The organism is Saonia flava (genome assembly GCF_011927795.1).
GTDB lineage: Bacteria > Bacteroidota > Bacteroidia > Flavobacteriales > Flavobacteriaceae > Saonia > Saonia flava.
The window spans coordinates 1333989-1353299 of record NZ_JAATJJ010000001.1; the positions used below are offsets into that span (position 1 = coordinate 1333989).

Sequence of the window (19311 nt, forward strand, 5' to 3'; positions counted from 1 at the left end):
CTTTGATGACCTAATAAAATTTAAAAATGACAGTAAAGCACATTACTAATATTCTAGAGGAATTGGCTCCTTTAAGTTATGCCGAAGATTTTGATAATGTGGGCCTTTTGGTGGGAAATGAAAATACAGAAGTATCAGGAATATTGGTTACTCTGGACACTTTAGAGAATGTTGTTGATGAAGCCATAGCCAAAAAATGCAACTTAATTGTAAGTTTTCATCCCATTATTTTTAAAGGATTAAAAAAAATAACCGGAGCATCCTATGTGGAACGTATTGTGATAAAAGCCATTCAGAACAACATATCAATTTATAGTATGCATACTGCCCTGGACAATTCTCCAGAAGGAGTCAATGCAAAAATCTGTGAGGTATTGGGATTAAAAAATATACATATACTTATTCCTCAAGGGAACACCATAAAAAAATTAACAACCTATGTTCCTAAGGAAAGCGCCGATAAATTAAAGGAATCCTTATTCAATGCAGGTGCGGGAAATATAGGCAATTATTCCAACTGCAGTTTTTCTGTTGATGGAATAGGGACATATAAACCAGAAGAGCAAAGCAATCCTACCAAAGGCAAAATTGGAGAGATCCATTATGAAAATGAGACACAAATTTGTGTGACTTATGATAAAAAAGCTGAACCCAAAATATTAAAAGCCTTGTTTCACAATCATCCTTATGAAGAGATTGCATATGAGGTACTTACCTTAGAAAACACCAATCAGAATATAGGTATGGGAATGATTGGTGAATTGGAAGAACCTATGAATGAAAAAGAATTTCTTAAACTTTTAAGAGTCAACATGAAAGCAAAAGGAATACGTCATTCGGAGTTATTGGGAGAACAAATTAAAAAGGTTGCTGTTCTTGGTGGTAGTGGGGCATTTGCAATTGGAGCTGCAAAAGAAGCGGGAGCAAATATATTTGTATCGGCAGATATAAAATATCATCAATTTTATGAAGCGGAAGGTAAAATGATTGTTGCAGATATTGGACATTATGAAACTGAGCAGTTTACAAAAAATCTTTTAGTTGATTATCTTACAAAAAAAATCCCTAATTTTGCAGTCTCTTTATCAGAGAGCATAACAAATCCCATCAAGTATTATTAAAATATGGCAACAAAAACAGAAACAACCGTTGAGCAAAAATTAAGAGCATTGTACGATTTGCAATTAATAGATTCAAGGGTTGATGAAATACGCAATGTTCGCGGAGAACTTCCTTTGGAGGTGCAGGATTTAGAAGATGATGTATTGGGTCTTAAAACCAGATTAGATAAGTTAAAGACTGATATTGAAACCATTAACTTTGAGATTGGTGCAAAGAAGAATTTAATCGAAGAGGCGAAGACCTTGATGAAGAAATACGCCGAGCAACAAAAAAATGTTAGGAACAGTAGAGAATTTAATTCTTTGACTAAAGAAGTTGAGTTCCAAGAGTTGGAGATTCAATTGGCTGAAAAAAACATTAAAGAGTTCAAAGCGCAGATAGATCAGAAAAAAGAAGTGGTTGCAGAAACCAAAGAGCATTTGTCTGAGCGTGAGACACATTTAAAACACAAAAAAGGGGAGTTGAACGCTATTTTAGCAGAAACAGAGAAAGAGGAAAAAGCCTTACTGGAGAAATCCGCCAGCTACGAAGGTCAAATAGAAGAGAGATTGGTTAAGGCGTACAAGCGAATTAGACAAAATGTAAAAAATGGTTTAGCCGTTGTTCCTATTGAAAGAGGTGCTTCTGGAGGCTCCTTCTTTACCATTCCCCCACAAGTACAAGTTGAGATTGCTTCTAGAAAGAAAATCATAACCGATGAGCATAGTGGAAGAATATTGGTAGATTCCACTTTGGCAGATGAGCAGCAAGAAAAAATGGAAAAACTTTTTTCTTCCCTAAAATAAGGTTCTATTGGAATACTATATAAAGCCATCTAAATTAGATGGCTTTTTTTATACAGTTATATTTCCATCTTATATATTCAGCAATTTTCAATTCAACTATACTTTCTGTTCACTTAACCCAACCAAAATTAAAAGCAACTATAATTAAAAGTGCAAATCATTCATATACAATACTTTTACAGAATCAAATCTTTAAAAATATTTATTATGAAAAACAAGTACTTTATACCATACCTAATTTTTTTAGGATTATTTTCAATAATGATTTTAGCATCAGTATACAATCATATTTTTAATTATGAAGTAGTAGTTGGAGAATATGCTAAACTTGGTTACCCTGAACATTTAATTGCACCAATGGTTATTGCCCAATTATTTGGGTTATTTGTAATTATTTATAACAAAGGTGAATTACTTCTTGAATGGGCATACGCAGGATTCTTTATAAATTTAATCTTTGCAATTATAGCCCATTATGTTTCAAAACATGGGAACGGAGCCGCTTCTGTAATATGCCTTACTTTATTATGGTCAACATATTCATTAAACATAAAGGCAAAGCAAGCTAAGAAATCGGAAAGTAAAAAAGCAATTCAAATTGTTTAATAAAGTTCCACAAACATAAAAGATTGGGTTATAGAAATACATATGGCCCAATCTTTTTATTTCAATGCCTTTAAAATACTATTTTCAACTTCCAGGCTATCCCATTTCTTTTCAATTTCTGACATTTCCATAATATCCTTCATTATTTTTTCCTGTTCATCACCAATTGCCAAGGCTTCTGAATAAGGACTATCGGAAAAAGTAACCCTAGAATACACAGGTATCCATTTTTCTGGATACTTTTTGGAAAAATGTTTTTCAATCTTCTTTTGCAAAAGAAATTTTGGATCGGCCGTTTTACTGCTCATTTCAATAAAATTCCTATAACTTAACTCAGCAATAGCGTCGGCATTTGGTTTTCTTTGTTCTTGGTACTCCTTAAAAATAATATCCCACTTGTCTTTGTGTTTTTTTATAAGCCTATTCAAAACATAAATATCTTCAAAACCGGCATTCATGCCTTGTCCGTAGAATGGAACTATGGCATGGGCAGAATCACCTACAAGGGCAACTTTGTCCCAATAGGTCCAAGGATAACATTTCATGGTAACCATAGCGCTTGTTGGATTCTTAAAAAAATCCTTGGTTAGATTCTCTATGTCTTGCATTACGTTGGGAAAGTAGGTAGTAAAAAAAACTTTTGCTTCCTTTTCACTGGTAATGTTTTCAAAAGATACTTCTCCCTCAAAGGGCAAAAATAGAGTACAGGTAAAACTACCATCCAAATTTGGCATGGCAATAAGCATAAAAGACCCTCTAGGCCATATATGAAAAGAGTTTTTGTCCAGTTTATGGGAACCATCATCATTGGCTGGAATGGTCAATTCTTTATACCCTACATTAATGAAGTTTTGTGAGTAATTAAAGCGACTGCGTCTTTGCATCTTATGCCTAACTCTTGAAAATGCCCCATCGCATCCAAAAATTAGGTCGTATTTATACTCTTTCCACTCGCTTTTTTCTGACTCTCCAGTATATATTTTAGCATCGGGAAGATTTACGTCCCACACTTTTTCATTAAATCTAAAAACAGCTCCTTCTGCTTCTGCCAAATCTATCATTCTTCGGTTTAGGACACCCCTTGAAATAGACCAAATAGCTTCTCCTTCTTTTCCATACTTTTGAAAATACATGGGTTTTCCATTTACATGCATCGCACGCTTATCCAAAGGAATAGCCAATTTTTTAACCTCTTCTTCTATACCGACTTCTTTAAGGGATTTCCATCCTCTATTGCTCATGGCAAGGTTAATGGAACGACCTGAAAATTCTATTGTCCTAATATCTGGTCTGCGATCAAAAACAGTGACAGAATGTCCTAATTTTTGAAGATATATTGATAGTAAAGAACCTACCAATCCAGAACCCACTATAGCAATGTTTTTAGAATTTTCTGACATACTTTATTGCCCGTAGAATTATGGTTAAGATGTAAAAATAATAAAATAAAGTATTTAGGTGAAGGATGCTTTATCGTAATCCATAACCTAAATTTTTCCGTATATATTAAAACATTCCGCGAGAGCGTCTATATATATCCAAAAAACCTTCACATTAATACTGTGAAGGCTTTTTTATTAATTTAATTGTTGCTATTCTAAAATCCCATCAACTATACCATAAGCTATAGACTCCTCCGCGCCCATCCAGTAATCCCGATCAAAATCTTTCATTACCTTATCAAAGTCCTGACCACAATTATCTGCTAAAATTTTAGCCCCCAATTCTTTGGTTTTTATAATTTCTTTGGCTTGAATCTCAATATTGGATGCCTGTCCCCTTGCGCCACCACTTGGCTGATGAATCATAACCCTAGCATGTGGTTGAATAAACCTTCTCCCTTTTTCTCCAACAGAAAGAAGAATAGAACCCATAGATGCTGCCAATCCTGAGCATACGGTAGATACCGGACTTTTTATTTGTTTTATAGTGTCATATATAGCAAAACCAGAGGTAACATACCCTCCAGGACTATTTATAATGAGTTGAATTTCATTATTGTTCTGAAGATCAAGGTAAAGTAAACGGTCAATAACGTGCTTTGCAGAATCATCATCTACCATTCCCCATAAAAACACTTTTCTTTCGTTCAGTAATTTTTCCTGTATTGCTTCTTGTACTTTTCCCTTTTTTGAAGTCATTTTTTAATTTGTTGATAAACATCAAAATTAATGAAATTATTGCATAGTTGCTTTAACTATTAGCCCACATTCCAAATCTAAAATGATATGCAAAAACTATTCTTTTATTTTCACTCTATTCTCTGAAATCTCTTTTATGGGAACCACTATTTTACCATCCTTTGTTTTAAGGGTTAAACAGGCATTATCAATGGCTTCAATAGTACCTTTTAGGTCATTAAGTTCAATTTTGTCACCTATTGCATAGTTTTTTCTAGTATAAAAAGTACGTAACAAATCCGATATTATATCTCTGGAACCAAGGCCAAATCCCAAAGCTATTGCAAAAAGAAAGGCCCCTAAAATAATTGTAAAATTACTGGTAATTATCGTTGTATCTATTCCTGCTTGGTTTAAAGCCGTGATAGTGACAAATATACCTATGATGTAAAACACCACATTTCCAACAATCTTAGAGCCTCCAAAGCCAACAGATTCAAAAACACTTACCAGCGCCTTTTTAATAAGTTTGGCAACATACATACCACCCATAAAAATAATAACCGCGGTCAACAATACGGGCAGGTACCTTAAAAGGTTTGCAATCTCATTGGAAATAACCTGTAAATGCATAATATCTGCAGCCACAATGATAAATACCAACCATAGTAAAAGCTTTACAAAACCCAAGAGGATTTTAGAAATTTCAATTTTAATATTGGAGTCCCCAAAAAGTTTGGCTTCATTAATTTTTTCCGAGACCCGGTCTATTTTAATTAGCTTAAAAATCTTTTTTAGAACAAACTTTACTATTTTGTTTACTATCCATCCAAAAATTAGAATAATAATGGCCCCCAATATTCCCGGTAGGGCGGAAGCAATATCTTTAAGGATAGATGAAAGAGTTTCAAATGTTAGATTTTTCCATTCGTTTACAGTTTCCATATTTTTTATTTTTTGCTTATTTTTTGTTGGTCTTAAAAAGCCCTTTTATTAGGGACGAATAATTGGAAGTTACCAAAAAGGCCATTTCCATGATTAGTTTAGCGATGGCAATATCATTCATAACTTTTTTTTTCATTTCAGGGGGGACTTCCCTCAATGATTTTTCCAGTTCTTCAAAAGGATTTATTTGTTCAGCCATCTATTTTAATTCGTTATAGATTTCTACTAGTCTACTTCTAGACCTTTTTAATCTCATTTTTATGGCACTCTCACCTATTTCCATTAGTTGGGACAATTCTTTTACGGATACACCATCTTGATACTTCAATAACAAAATAGATTTATCCTCTGGATCAATCAACTTTAAAGCCTTTTCCAATTTATCTGTTTTAAGTTTAAAAAGGCTTTCATCTGATACATCTTGAACCAAATTATGTTTATCATCGTCCACAGGATTGGATTTATCTCTTATTTTTTTTTGCTTGTCCCTATTTACATAGTTTGTACAGAAATTATAGGTCAATGAAAATAACCAAGTTGAAAATTTAGACTTACCCTTAAATGTGTTCAGTTTTACAAATAACAGCAAAAAGACATCCTGTGTTAGGTCTTCCGCTTCTGCCTCTGTTCTTGAAAAACTATAACACTTATTATATACTTTGGCCGAATACCTATCATATAAACTCCCGAACAACATTGTATTGTTGTTCTTAACGATCATATCGACCAATTCCTCATCTGTCAAATCATTATATCTCTCTCCCTTCCCAAGCCCACGCTCGGATTGGTTCTTTATAATAATTAGAAACAGTTTTTTAAGAAAAGTCACTGGTTATTAATGATAATTAAAAGTTAAACTTATAAGGATTTACCATATTTTGAAAGCACAAAGTGCACAATTTATTTGAAAAACACATTATCTTTATTCAAAATGTCTTGTATGAAACATCTATTTTCCATTTTAGTTTTATTTTTAATAGTGCTGGCAAGCTGTAAAACAGAGAAAAAAGCTGAACCCGTAACCCCTGAAAAAAATCTTACAATTTTAGAGAATGTAGCTTATGCACATGGTTTTGAAAATTGGAAAAATATTAAAAAACTTGGCTTTACTTTTAATGTGGATAGGGATACCTCCCATTTTGAGAGAAGATGGATATGGGACACCAAACTAAATTTAGTTACTGCAATAACATCATCAGATACTATAACCTACAGCAGAAAAGATATGGATTCCACAACGCATAAAACAAATGGTGGATTCATTAATGATAAATTCTGGTTAATGGCTCCTTACAACTTGGTTTGGGACAAAGACAATTTCACATATGAACATATAGAGAAAACTGAAGCTCCCATTAGTAAAAAAACAATGCAAAAATTGACAATTGTCTATAAGAATGAAGGTGGCTATACACCTGGGGATGCCTATGAATTCTTCTTTGGTGATGATTATATGGTTAAGGAATGGGTTTTTAGAAGAGGAAACCAAGCCGAACCCTCAATGACCACTACATGGGAAGAATATGTTGAAAAAGATGGTTTAAAAATAGCCCGTATTCACCAAACTGAAGATGGTAGTTTTAAATTACATTTTACTGATATAGAAACAACTACGAACTAATTTTTGATTTTTTAAGCAAAAAGGACGCTCCCAATATTAATACAGAACAGACAAGAAGAGTTATAAATGTGATTCTTAATGAATAACTCTCTGCCAAAAATCCGAGCACTACAGGAGCCAATAAAAATCCAGAATAGCCTGTTCCGGCAATAAAAGATATGCCTTGAGAGGATTCTACTCCGTTCACATTCCCACCAATACGAAATAACTCTGGCACCATGGCAGAAAAGCCCAAACCAATGAGACCAAAACCAGCAATGGCTATATAGGTTTGTGCTGTAAGTACTAACCCAAACCCTAATATGGCTAAAATTGCGCCATAGGTAACCAAGCGTTCAGAGCCTATTTTTGTGCTTACCAAATCCCCTAAAAAGCGACCCAGAGTCATTGTGATGGAAAACGCCAAAAAGCCAGTGCCTATTAATTGTTCGGGAGCTAGGGATACTTCTTTAAGAAATAATCCACTCCAATCTATGACGGCTCCTTCACTACCCATCGCAAAGAAAGAAACCACTCCCAATAGCAATAAGGGTTTAAAATTTTTAAAACCAAAGGGTTCTTTATTTTCAATTTTAGCCGTTACATGACTATAATTTTTAAAGAAAAAAACATTTACCAGTACCACTAGAACAATAGCTATACCCATATGAATGGCAGGGTTGTTAAGTAAAGGAATTAAAAAACTGCCCAAACCGGCCAAAACTCCCCCCAAACTAAAAAAACCATGTGCAGCCGACATAAAATTCTCTTGCTCTTCCTTTTCAATTTCTGTAACCAAGGTATTCATGGAAATATCTGTGAAAGCACTAGATGCCCCAAAAAAGAAAAGTGAAACCATCAAAGTAACATAACTTGGCGCTATTAGTGGAAATATGGCGGCCATACTTACCAATAAAACTCCTGTTCTGGTTGCCTTTCCCACACCAAATCTGGTAATGAGCTTAGATGCTATGGGAAATACTGTAAACGTCCCCAAAGCCAAACAAAAGATGGCTATACCCAGTTCAGAATTGTTTATCTCCAGTTTTTCTTTAACAATGGGGATATAAATTGCCCAAGTACCAAACAGAATATTTATACTGGCGAAAACCCATGATGGACCAAAGTATTTCGGGTTGGAAAGAATTAATTTTAGCGATTTCATTAAGCGGTTGGTCTACAAAGTAACTAATGTACTCTATTTACTCAAAATACCTTCCTTTAAAATCTGGCCAAACCTATACATATCTTCATAAGAGCAATAAAAGGGCGCAGGAGCCAAACGAATTACATTGGGTTCCCGCCAATCTACTATTACTCCATTTTTCATAAGATAATCAAATAATGGTCTGCCCTCTCCATGCAATAGCACTGATAATTGACAACCCCTTTCCATAGGTGTAATAATTTCAAAAGTGCTATTTACTTCCTTATCAATTTCATGTAAAATAAACTCTAGGTAGCTTACTATGCTAATTCTTTTTTCAATTAGGCTTTTCATTCCCACTTCTTCAAACAAAGTAAGCGATGACAAATATGGTGCTAAAGAAAGAACAGAAGGATTACTTACCTGCCAAGAGTCTGCCGTATGTGTTGATTCAAATTCAGGTTTCATTAAAAAGCGTGTTTCCTTTTTTGTGCCCCACCACCCTTGAAACCTTGGAATGGAATCATCTGCCAAGTGCTTTTCATGCACAAAAATACCAGATGCGTTACCTGGACCACTATTCATGTATTTGTAACTGCACCAAGCGGCAAAATCCACACCCCAAGTGTGCAGTTTTAATTCTATATTTCCTACAGCATGTGCCAAATCCCATCCCACAAAAGCTCCCACCGACTTCCCTATTTTTGTTATTGTTTCCATATCAAAAACCTGCCCATTGTAGTAATTTACACCTCCTATTAAAACTAAGGCAAGCTCCTCTCCTACTTCTTTGATCTTGGCCACTACATCTTCAGTTCGCCAAAAGTGCTCTCCCTCTCTTTTTTTAACCTCGACCAAAGCTTCATCGGGGTTAAATCCATGAAATTTTACTTGACTTTGCAATAGATATTGATCTGAAGGAAATGCTTTTTCCTCACATAATATTTTAAATCTTTTTTTTGTTGGTCTATAAAAAGAAACCATTAAAAAATGAAGATTAGCAGTAAGTGTATTCATGACCGATACTTCCTCGGTTTTTGCCCCAACTATTTCAGACAAGGGCTCAGCCAATCGTTCATGATAGTCCCACCAAGGTTTTTTTGAATGAAAATGACCCTCTACGGCCAAATTCTTCCAATCCGTCATTACCTCATCAATATAACTTTGCGTACATTTTGGTTGAAGTCCCAAAGAGTTTCCAGTAAAATAAATTACATCTTTTCCATTGACTTGTGGAAAATGAAATTCATTTTTATAATCATGGAGTTTATCCTCCGAGTCTAATTTTTGGGCAAATTTCAATGTATTCTCAAACTGCATAGCATGGTTTTAGTTCAAAAATACAATTTAGAAATTCTATTTTAACCTCATTTCTATGATATGCTTTTCAAAGCCGGCTTTTTCATAGGCTTTAATTGCTGGTAAATTATCTTCATAGACAGTTAACCTAATTTCTTTTAGCCCTTTCGCATAGGACCATTCTTTCAAAAATTCAAGAATCTTTTTGTTTAACCCTTGACCTCTGTAATCTGGATGTGTATACATGAAGCCCAAATAAGAATATTCTTTATGAATTAAATAAGGTTTGGCGGACTTTTTAATAGCGTATCCAGAACTTACTACTTCACCATCCTTTTCTACAACAGCCACTTGCGCATCCTCGCTTTCAATCATTGCCCTTATATCATAATAACTAATTGGGTCATCCGCCAAAGTAACATCAAAAGGTCTTTCGGCCGAAATTACCCCCTGCTCATATTTCAGCAAGATATCCAAATCCTTCAAATTAGCTGGTCGTATATTCGTTTCGTCCATATTCTAGCGGTTTTCAATTTCTAAGGTAGTTTATAAATCTATATTTTTACAAAAAATAACCCAATGCATTTTTTATCAACCATCCTTGAAAGTTATATCACCAATAATTCCGAGGATGAACCTCAATTATTACAGGAACTTACCAGAGAAACACATTTAAAAGTGATCCAGCCAAGAATGATCACTGGCCATTATCAGGGTAGAGTGTTAAGTCTACTTTCCAAACTAATAAACCCAAAAACCATTTTGGAGATAGGCACTTATACAGGATATTCCGCCATCTGTATGGCCGAAGGCCTGCATACCCAAGGAACATTGCACACTATTGATATAAACGACGAGTTACACACCATGCAACGCACCTACTTTGATAAAAGTGGTTATGGAAAGCAAATTATCCAACACACAGGGGATGCATTGAGTATAATTCCAAAATTAGATATGGAATTTGACCTTGTTTTTATTGATGCTGAAAAGACGAGCTATCTAGATTATCTGGAGTGTGTACTGCCAAAAACAAAATCTGGGAGCGTTATTTTGTCCGACAATGTTTTATGGTCTGGGAAAGTTGTAGAGCCATTGGATGAGAAAGATAGAGCTACTAAAATTTTGCTTGACTACAATAAAAAACTAAAAGAGGACCCTAGACTAGAAACTGTTCTTTTACCCATTAGGGATGGGCTTACACTAAGTAGGGTGAAATAATTTTCTTGTGTATCTTATAAAACAAAAAGGCTGCTGCTATTCCTACGAATGCCCCAACAAACAAATCTACAGGATAATGTACCCCAACATAAATTCTACTGTAGGCAAACAAAAGAGGCCAAAGAAAAAATATCCACGCCCATTTTATTTTTTTTCTAAGAAATAGTACTATCAATGTTGTAATGGCGAAGGAACTAGATGAATGTCCAGAGAAAAAACTATAATCTGTAGGTCTTTTAAGTATCCTGATGATTGTATTTATCTCTTCAGTGTTATTTGGTCTTAACCTAGCCACCCATTCCTTTGTTACATAACTGGCAAGGAGCACAAACCCAATGAGAAACGCTATGGTCAAAACTTTGGAGAATACTTCCCTTTTTGGGAATTTTAAGGATATAAGAACAAAGAAGAGAATAAAAAGAGGAATCCAAGTGTAAATTTCGGTGACTGTTACCCAAAATAAATCATAGGTTGTTGTTCCAAGTCCATTAAAATATATAAAAGTCTCTTGGTCCCATCTTAAAATATCCTCTAGCATATAGCATTACTTTCGCTTAATTACGCCAGACACATCCTCTATATTCTTCTTTACATCGCCAATCTCTTTGTTGAGTCCAGAAGTCATATTTTCTTTTACGGAATCGATATCTTTCTTGATATCCGTAACAAAATCGGTATCTATACCTTGTTTTTCGGCGCTTTTTTGAATCTCTTGCTTAATATCCTCTGTTGCATCTTTTAATTGACGCATTCCCTTTCCCAAGCCCTTGGCTATACCAGGAATCTTATCGGCACCAAATACCATGACCACAATGAACATGATAAAGAAAATCTCCCCGCCGCTAATAAATAAGAAAACTGTAGAATACATAATACAAATATAATGAGAAGTTGGTTTCAACTTAAAAAAAAGCCTTACAATCCTAAATAAATATCGGAAGTAAGGCTTTTATTCTATTAGTTAAGGAAAATTATTTTCCTTTTATATTCTCTTTAAAATTTTCAAAGTCCGACTTTTCTTCTTTTATTGGCCAAGAGTTGTTTGTTGTATCTATATCGGCTGTCTCCAATTTAGGGTCAATAACAATGCCTACCAATTCTTTTTCAGAGGAAATAACCCTTTTTACTTCCTTATCGTTCTTTCTCCATATTTCTGGTGGATACGTAACACTTTCAGTAGTTCCATCTGCATAGGTATATTCCACTATCAATGGCATAGGTATACCACCCGGCTTATCAAAAGTAACTTCATAAAAATATTTTGGCTCTTTAACGGCCGCTCTTTCCTCGGCAGTCATATTATCCATCATATATTCTTTTAAAGTAGTAGACGTTTCAGATGGTGCTTTCCCTTTTAATTCTGGGTCAAAATCCTCACTGTCTTCTTCTGTCAAATAAACCAAGGGAGGTAAATCAGCTTCGGTAATGTTCCGTGCGGCCATATATTCCTCCATTTGTTTGGTAGGCTTGTTGCTTACGTAGTATTTTTTTACATCTTTAACTCCTATATCCACATAATCCGTAGTATAGAACCAACTTCTCCAATACCAATCTAAATCAACTGCCGAAGCATCTTCCATAGTTCTAAAGAAATCCTCTGGTGTTGGGTGCTTAAACATCCAACGCTGTGCATAGGTTTTAAAAGCATGGTCAAACAATTCCCTGCCCATAACCGTTTCTCTTAAAATATTTAATGCAGTAGCTGGTTTTCCATACGCATTTGGACCCAGTTGATATACATTTTCTGGATTGGACATAATAGGTGAAATTGAACTTTGATCCCCGCCCATATAGGGAACTATCTTAGCTGCTTCCCCTCTTCTAGAAGGATATTTGTCATTTGGTGCAATAACATCTGGATTGGCCTCTCCAAATTCTTGCTCGGCCATATACTGCATAAAAGTATCCAAACCTTCATCCATCCATCCCCATTGACGCTCATCAGAATTAACGATCATTGGAAAAAAGTTATGGCCCACCTCATGTATAATTACACTGATCATTCCATATTTAACTCGGTCTGAATATGTGCCATCCTCATTAGGTCTTCCATAGTTCCAACAAATCATGGGATATTCCATTCCTTGGTTTTTTGCATGTACAGATATTGCCTTATGGTATGGATAATCAAAGGTATGGGAAGAATAAGAAGTTAACGTTGCGGCCACGGCCTTTGTGGAAAGTTCTTCCCATAAAGGGTTTCCTTCTTTTGGATACATAGAAACCGCCATTACATCCCTATTGCCAATTTTAACCGCCTGCATGTCCCAGATAAATTTACGAGATGTGGCAAAACCAAAATCGCGCACATTGGTGGCTTTTAATTTCCAAGTTTTCTTCTTTTCTGAAAAACCTTTTTCTGCTGCCTCAACCTCAGCCTGGGTAACAATCAAAACAGGTTTGTCATATGACTTTTTGGCTTGTTCATACCGTTTCATCATATCTTTGGAAAATACTTCCTTTCTATTCTGAAGCACGCCCGTACCATCCAAAATATGATCTGCGGGCACGGTGATGTTTACCTCATAGTCTCCAAAAGGCAATGCAAACTCACCACTTCCCCAAAACTGATGGTTTTGCCATCCTTCCACATCACTGTAAACAGCCATTCTTGGAAAAAATTGAGCAATTACATAAGCTCTGTTTCCATCCTTAGGAAAATACTCAAACCCAGACCTTGCCCTATTTACCGTATGATCAGGTATGTTATACCACCATTTAATCGAAAAGGATATTTGTTCTTTGCTTTTTAATGCTTGTGGAATATCCACACGCATCATGGTTTGATTAATGGTATATGGCAATGGTTTGCCCGAAGCATCTTTTACAAACTCTATATTAAAACCACCATCAAAAGGACTACCCAAATACTCGCCAGCAAAACTACCCGAACGGTATGCTAAAGGAACTCCGCCACCATCTCTTAATGGTGACTTAGAATCCTTGGCCCTAACATTTTGGTCCAATTGTACCCATAGGAATTCTAGATTATCTGGTGAGTTGTTAATATAGGTGATTGTTTCCTCCCCATAAATTTTGGCATTCTTATCATCCAACTCAATGTCCATTTTATAATTGGCCTGTTGTTGGTAGTAATCCGGTCCTGGTGCTCCAGATGCCGACCTGTATGTGTTTGGAGTAGAAAACTCCTCATACATTTGTTTAAATTTGCTCTGGTTTAAATGACCAGGCTCCCTTTCTTTTTTCTCCTCTTCTTGTGCATTTATCGTTGCTGCAAACAGAAACAAAATAGCGGCAAAACAGTACTTCACTCTACTCATATTTTTTAATTGATTTATTAGTGTTCGAAAATTAAAGTTTTTTTAACTAAATGTTAATTAATGTTATAATTTTAACATTCCTTTATTATTTTCCCGAATTAAAACGAAGCTTTTCATAATGTCCTTTAACCTAAAATGAACCACGTTCTGCTGCTCAACAAATAAATCGAACAGAACCTCATTCTGTACTTCAATCGATTTTACTTCCGGAAAATTGACTTTTGGAATCTCTATATAGCAGACCATAATATCGTCATCATACTCTTTTCCCAAAAAATCATAGGCAACCACTTCACCATCAATCTTGATCACCAATTTGGATTTTAAATACTTCTCTATATAATCCATTGCAATGGGCGACTCATCCTTGGTTGCCAAATTTCCTTTTATTCCAAAACGCTTATCCAATACTTTTTCAAAATCGTCAATGAATATACGTGAGGTAATTTGTAGTGCATCCTCCTTTTCTGAATATTTTACACTTGTAACACTCAAATAAAATTTGTGTGCCGTTGTAAATGCAAAAAGAGGAAGTAGTAAAACCAGCAATCCCTTTAATAGTTTCTTTCTCATATTTCAAATCTAAACTCAAACAAAATTATGCAATCTGTATGCCAATTTTTATTTTATCGCTCTTGTTATTTATTAAAAATCAATCCAAGTTATTGTTCTTTCTATAGCTTTCGCTTTTCTTCATAAGAAAATCCCAAAGCTTTATATCATTATTACCGATTGCCAGAGGTTGAAACACGGAATCTGCCTCGCAATAGTACATAAAATCCGGTATTCTTCCGATTGGAATTTTTAGTTGGTTGATAAAAAGAGAATCCATAATGGATTTTTGAACACTTTGGGTCAATGCACTTTTCTTGTCCAAAGCCACCCTTTTTTTCAACATTTTAGTACGGCCACTAAGCCTATTTAAAATTTTATTGGTATTAATTGTTAATGCTATTACATAGAAATAATAAAACTTACCATGGTCCGCATCATTTAATTTATTTTCACTTTGGGTAAACCTTTTGGCATTGGCATTGGGCAATTTTAAGGTCGATGCGGAAACCACTGGGCCTATTTTCAAATTATCAAGATCTTTATTCAAATCCCCCGAGAGATTATACGGACGTATAACCACCTCATCCAGCTCGTTGGTATATTCTTCCATTATAATGGAAACAAAACTGCTCTCCATTATTGAAGATGTCACCACCAAACTCTTTCTTTTTAACTGTACCGAAGTAAAAAGCAACGTATCATTAAGATGGACCTTTATTTGAAACTTTCCATCAGAATCCGTTATAGTCCCTTTTTTACTGGTAAGGTTTTGTACATGTACATTTTCAATTTTTTTTTCATGGACCACAACCTCTCCCTCTAATAGCTTATCCATTTTTTGGCCAGTCACATAAAAACTTGTAACAAGAAAAATAAGAAGGTTGTATTTTTTTCTCACCATTATTTTATCCAACTTTTCTCAATTTTCACAATTGTTGCATTGTACTCCTATACATACCAAAGGCTAATAGTTATTAGCAAAATGTCAGCATCAATCCAGTCCATTGTTCTCTCTGTAGACCAAGCTCTTCCCTTTTAAGAACTCCCAAATTTTAAGTTGATCATGGGTATCCACAACTGCATTAAAATTCTCATCCACCTCACAGAAATACATAAAATCATCTATTTTATCTCTAGGAATTTTTAACTCGGACACATATAGGGAATCTACATAATAATTGGTGACTCTTTGCGTACGGGCATATTGGCTATCTATTGCCACCCGTTTTCTCAACATTTTATTACGCCCTGTAATTTCATTTATAATGGGATTAAAAGGCAAACTAAGCAACATTCCCATATTAAACTTTGGCATAGAAGCCTCCTTTAACAGCCGTTCACTTTGTGTAAAAGTCTTGGCATTTGCATTGGGCAATCCTAAAGTACTTGCAGATACCACCGGTCCAATCTCCAAATTTTCCATATCCTTGGTAAGGTCTCCAGATAAATTAAAGGGACGCACCACTACTTCATCCAGTTCGTTCATGAACTCTTCCAAAGGCACATAAACAAGACTGCTTTCCAGCATGGTCTGTGATATGACCACTTGTTTTCTTTTGTACTGCACTGCCGAAAAAAGCAATGTATCGTTAAGTTTTACCACAATCTCAAAATATCCTTCTTGATCTGTTATTGTGGCCCTTCCTGTAGTGGTATTCATTACATGGACATCTGCCACGTCTTTGTTATCACTTTGCACCTTCCCCTCTAATTGGTGCGAAAAAAAATTCTGTGCACCCATAGATGCACTTGCCATGAAAAGAAAAACAAAAAGGATCTTACTTATCCTCATCCAATTGGGTTAAGTATACCTTGCTTTTGTCTACCAGAAAATCAATGAGTTGAAATTCATTTTGTTTTTTCAACAAGGACTGCTCCGGCAACTGCGTATCGCAATAATAGAGAAAGTCCTCAATTTTATCCTGCGGTAATTTTAGGTCGTTTACAAAGAAAGCGTCATCGTACACTTGTCTTAAAACCTCACTCATTTTAAGGGGATCCTTTTCTTCTGTGTTCTTGTTTTTGGATTTCACCAATGCCTTAAAAATATTTACAAAATTAATACCGTCCTGCATACCCCTTTCGGTCCGGGATTGTGCTATGTTCACCACTTGCGTAGTACGGTCAATTTCATACTCATGCTCCTTAAAATCCTCGTTCTGCATTTCCAAGAATTTTTCTTGGTTCTCTGGGGTTACCACCACCTCGTCCAACTCCGTTACCTTTTCGTTTACCTCCACAACCAAACGGTTGTTCTTTAAGATTTCTGGGGTGATTTTGACCATCATCAACTGGTAGTTCACCGCCATAAAGACCAACTCATCGCCCTCTTTTACCCTAATCATAAATTCACCGTCCTCATTGGTTATAGTCGCGCTATCATCAGTAGTATTTATAACATTTTCGTTCACTACATTGCTATTCCTATAAAGTACCTTTCCCCTTAGGAGAATACGCCCATCATCTTGGGAATGAGCCAGTAAAAAAGAAAATAGACAACTAAAAACCAATAATACGTTTTTCATAAATTAAAACTTTGGGATAAAGAAAAGACAAGGTAAGGTTATTATAAAATTAGGGCAATTAAACTTTTGTTAATGTGTGTTTTCTTTGCAAATTCTATTAAATTTTTGGGGATAGCTCAGTTTACCGACTTGTAGTGCATTTTGTACCTTAAAATTAGGTAAATAAACCTATATCACTATTTTTGTTTTTACTCTAAATTCCTAGAACACACTACCATGAAACTGAAATTTTTAATCGTTTTTCTGTCCATTTTTTGTTTGGTTTCCGTTCGGGGGCAAATAAAAATTGGGGACAATCCACAAAACATAAATGCCAGTTCTGTGTTGGAACTGGAAAGCACTACTAGGGCCTTTGTTGTAACTCGAGTGAACACAGCGCAAATGAATGCCATTGTCCCGTTACAAGGTGCACTGGTATACAATACAGACAACCTTTGCCTACATTATTATGATGGGGCGCAATGGATAAACCTCTGTGGAGGAGATGAACTAAACACCACCAACGTTAGCCTAGCATTGGAAGGTGGCAATTTAGTATTGACAGATAGTGATAACAATGCCGTAAGTGTGCCCTTAGAAGAAATAAGCGCACATACATACACTACGGACCCTATTCAAAATTCCATTGAAACCATTGTTATTACCCAAAATGGGGACAGCTATAATTTTGAGGTAGGAGAAATTACAGGTAACAACATTGTAAACGGATCCATAAACGGTTTTTTGGACATACAGGCAGGTTCTATATCCGACCTACAATTGCAGGCCAACTCTGTAGGGCAAGAAGAGTTGCAGGACAATACGGTTGCAGACCTAGAGATAGACTATGACCAAGTTACCTTGGCAGATTTTACAAACGATGCTGGCTATGTTACTGCGGGGGATATTATAAGCACAGAACCTGGGAATGTACTAACAGATGACAATGGGGCTTTTTACGATGATAGTGGCTTGTTGACCGATATTGCTGCCAATGCCGGGAATATTCAGGCCAATGCGGATGGTCTTGCGGCCCATATCTTGGCAGATGAAGATACTGATGCGAACAATGAGCTGATTACTGGTGCAGCTATAGTTGGAAATGAGTTGATTATCACCGAAAAAGGAATAGAAACAAGTGTAAATTTAGGAGTATTTAACAATACAGGCAGTGACAACCAAAATCTTGAAAGTGCCACACTTTTAGGTTCTGATTTAACAATAAATATTGAAGGTGGAAATCCAGCGATAGCTGATTTGAGTGCATTGGCTACAGACACAGAACTAGCAGTGGCAATTGCTGATTCAGAAGCTTTGGATAATGACAAAGAAGATGACAATGAATTAATAACAAGTGCTGTTTTAACGGGTACAGATTTGATAATCACAGAAGCTGGGACAGCCACACCTTGGACTGTTCCATTGGCCAGTCTCAGCGGAAGTAATGGAGCTGATGGTAGTATTATAGACCCTACTGGTGGCACAAACATCAATATTACTGGGGCAGGAACTAGTGGAGACCCTTATATCATTAATAGCACGTTTACAGAAGTCGATGGGAGTATTACAAATGAAATTCAAACATTGACCTCTGATGGCTCTGTTAATATAACACCAACAGGACCAAATAATACAGATTATATATTAACAGTTCCTGGTTCTGAGACAATAGTAAACCCTGGGACTAACATTACCATTACTGGAAATGGCACGACTGCAACTCCATATATTATAAATGCATCTGGAGGTATCGTTGCTGATGGCTCTGAAACTGTTATTAACAGTAGTTCTACAGTGACAGTATCAGGAATGGGCACTTCTGGAAATCCATATGTACTAACTAGTGTGGATACCTCAAATGGTTCTGAAACAATTATTAATCAGGGGGCAAACATTACAATAACAGGAGATGGAACCGTTGGAAATCCTTACATAATTAATGCTTCTGGTACAATAGGAACTGATTGGACGGATTTAGCTGGAATTCCCACTGGATTTGCAGACGACACAGACAACGATACTCAGTACATCGCTGGCACTGGACTGACCCTATCTGCCGGTAACGAGTTCGCACTAGATGCCGCAACAATAGTCGCGGACTGGGCCAACCTAACGGGAATCCCTGC

The 19311-nt window shown here is 35.8% G+C and carries 21 protein-coding genes; 6 read left to right on the forward strand and 15 right to left on the reverse strand.

Annotated features, from left to right (window positions below; translation table 11 throughout):
• Positions 1-26 precede the first annotated feature (26 nt).
• The 3 genes from GGR42_RS05895 to GGR42_RS05905 all read left to right on the forward strand — a co-directional run bounded on the left by GGR42_RS05895 (position 27) and on the right by GGR42_RS05905 (position 2513).
• Entirely contained in the window at positions 27-1121 is a 1095-nt protein-coding gene (locus tag GGR42_RS05895) for a Nif3-like dinuclear metal center hexameric protein (protein WP_167961842.1), read from the forward strand.
• Positions 1122-1124: 3 nt separating this feature from the next.
• A complete protein-coding gene (locus GGR42_RS05900; RefSeq protein ID WP_167961844.1) occupies positions 1125-1907 on the forward strand; it encodes a zinc ribbon domain-containing protein in 783 nt (260 codons plus the stop codon).
• A gap of 207 nt (positions 1908-2114) precedes the next feature.
• Positions 2115-2513, forward strand: a complete 399-nt coding sequence (locus tag GGR42_RS05905) for a DoxX family protein (protein ID WP_167961846.1) — start codon at positions 2115-2117, stop codon at positions 2511-2513.
• 56 nt (positions 2514-2569) lie between these two features.
• Here the strand turns inward: GGR42_RS05905 and GGR42_RS05910 are convergent, their stop codons facing one another.
• The 5 genes from GGR42_RS05910 to GGR42_RS05930 form a co-directional block, all read right to left on the reverse strand.
• Complete coding sequence (locus tag GGR42_RS05910; protein WP_167961848.1) at positions 2570-3913, reverse strand: FAD-dependent oxidoreductase; 1344 nt, start codon at positions 3911-3913, stop codon at positions 2570-2572.
• A gap of 192 nt (positions 3914-4105) precedes the next feature.
• Entirely contained in the window at positions 4106-4654 is a 549-nt protein-coding gene (locus GGR42_RS05915) for a ClpP family protease (protein ID WP_167961850.1), read from the reverse strand.
• A 96-nt stretch (positions 4655-4750) separates the two neighbouring features.
• A complete protein-coding gene (locus GGR42_RS05920; RefSeq protein WP_167961852.1) occupies positions 4751-5578 on the reverse strand; it encodes a mechanosensitive ion channel family protein in 828 nt (275 codons plus the stop codon).
• A 16-nt stretch (positions 5579-5594) separates the two neighbouring features.
• Complete coding sequence (locus GGR42_RS05925; RefSeq protein ID WP_167961854.1) at positions 5595-5777, reverse strand: hypothetical protein; 183 nt, start codon at positions 5775-5777, stop codon at positions 5595-5597.
• Positions 5778-6407 (reverse strand): RNA polymerase sigma factor, encoded by a 630-nt coding sequence (locus GGR42_RS05930; protein WP_317169671.1) that lies wholly within the window; start codon positions 6405-6407, stop codon positions 5778-5780.
• A 111-nt stretch (positions 6408-6518) separates the two neighbouring features.
• Between GGR42_RS05930 and GGR42_RS05935 the strand changes: the two genes are divergently transcribed.
• Complete coding sequence (locus GGR42_RS05935) at positions 6519-7199, forward strand: hypothetical protein (protein WP_167961856.1); 681 nt, start codon at positions 6519-6521, stop codon at positions 7197-7199.
• Here GGR42_RS05935 and GGR42_RS05940 read toward each other — a convergent pair.
• The 3 genes from GGR42_RS05940 to GGR42_RS05950 are packed head-to-tail and all read right to left on the reverse strand — an operon-like array spanning position 7189 to position 10140.
• The gene (locus tag GGR42_RS05940; protein WP_167961858.1) at positions 7189-8343 is read right to left on the reverse strand and encodes an MFS transporter; all 1155 of its coding nucleotides are present in this window, start codon (positions 8341-8343) and stop codon (positions 7189-7191) included. The genes GGR42_RS05935 and GGR42_RS05940 overlap by 11 nt on opposite strands.
• 33 nt (positions 8344-8376) lie before the next feature.
• Positions 8377-9645, reverse strand: coding sequence for a kynureninase (kynU, locus tag GGR42_RS05945; RefSeq protein ID WP_167961860.1), 1269 nt, complete (start codon positions 9643-9645; stop codon positions 8377-8379).
• Between the two features lie 36 nt (positions 9646-9681).
• Positions 9682-10140 (reverse strand): GNAT family N-acetyltransferase, encoded by a 459-nt coding sequence (locus GGR42_RS05950; protein ID WP_167961862.1) that lies wholly within the window; start codon positions 10138-10140, stop codon positions 9682-9684.
• 63 nt (positions 10141-10203) lie between these two features.
• On the opposite strand from GGR42_RS05950, the gene GGR42_RS05955 reads away from it, so the two are divergent.
• The gene (locus tag GGR42_RS05955) at positions 10204-10845 is read left to right on the forward strand and encodes an O-methyltransferase (RefSeq protein ID WP_167961864.1); all 642 of its coding nucleotides are present in this window, start codon (positions 10204-10206) and stop codon (positions 10843-10845) included.
• Here the strand turns inward: GGR42_RS05955 and GGR42_RS05960 are convergent.
• The 7 genes from GGR42_RS05960 to GGR42_RS05990 form a co-directional block, all read right to left on the reverse strand.
• Complete coding sequence (locus tag GGR42_RS05960) at positions 10823-11383, reverse strand: phosphatase PAP2 family protein (RefSeq protein ID WP_167961866.1); 561 nt, start codon at positions 11381-11383, stop codon at positions 10823-10825. The two genes, GGR42_RS05955 and GGR42_RS05960, sit on opposite strands and share 23 nt — an antisense overlap.
• Before the next feature lie 6 nt (positions 11384-11389).
• A complete protein-coding gene (locus GGR42_RS05965) occupies positions 11390-11716 on the reverse strand; it encodes a Sec-independent protein translocase subunit TatA/TatB (RefSeq protein ID WP_167961868.1) in 327 nt (108 codons plus the stop codon).
• A 100-nt stretch (positions 11717-11816) separates the two neighbouring features.
• The gene (locus tag GGR42_RS05970) at positions 11817-14126 is read right to left on the reverse strand and encodes a M1 family metallopeptidase (protein WP_167961870.1); all 2310 of its coding nucleotides are present in this window, start codon (positions 14124-14126) and stop codon (positions 11817-11819) included.
• A 63-nt stretch (positions 14127-14189) separates the two neighbouring features.
• Positions 14190-14699 (reverse strand): DUF6702 family protein, encoded by a 510-nt coding sequence (locus GGR42_RS05975; RefSeq protein ID WP_167961872.1) that lies wholly within the window; start codon positions 14697-14699, stop codon positions 14190-14192.
• A gap of 79 nt (positions 14700-14778) precedes the next feature.
• Positions 14779-15516 (reverse strand): carboxypeptidase-like regulatory domain-containing protein, encoded by a 738-nt coding sequence (locus GGR42_RS05980; RefSeq protein ID WP_167961877.1) that lies wholly within the window; start codon positions 15514-15516, stop codon positions 14779-14781.
• A 156-nt stretch (positions 15517-15672) separates the two neighbouring features.
• Entirely contained in the window at positions 15673-16473 is an 801-nt protein-coding gene (locus tag GGR42_RS05985) for a carboxypeptidase-like regulatory domain-containing protein (RefSeq protein ID WP_167961879.1), read from the reverse strand.
• A complete protein-coding gene (locus GGR42_RS05990; protein ID WP_167961881.1) occupies positions 16460-17206 on the reverse strand; it encodes a carboxypeptidase-like regulatory domain-containing protein in 747 nt (248 codons plus the stop codon). The genes GGR42_RS05985 and GGR42_RS05990 overlap by 14 nt, the downstream gene beginning before the upstream one ends.
• A 216-nt stretch (positions 17207-17422) precedes the next feature.
• On the opposite strand from GGR42_RS05990, the gene GGR42_RS05995 reads away from it, so the two are divergent.
• A partial coding sequence (locus tag GGR42_RS05995; RefSeq protein ID WP_167961883.1) for an autotransporter outer membrane beta-barrel domain-containing protein occupies positions 17423-19311 on the forward strand: 1889 nt, incomplete at its 3' end.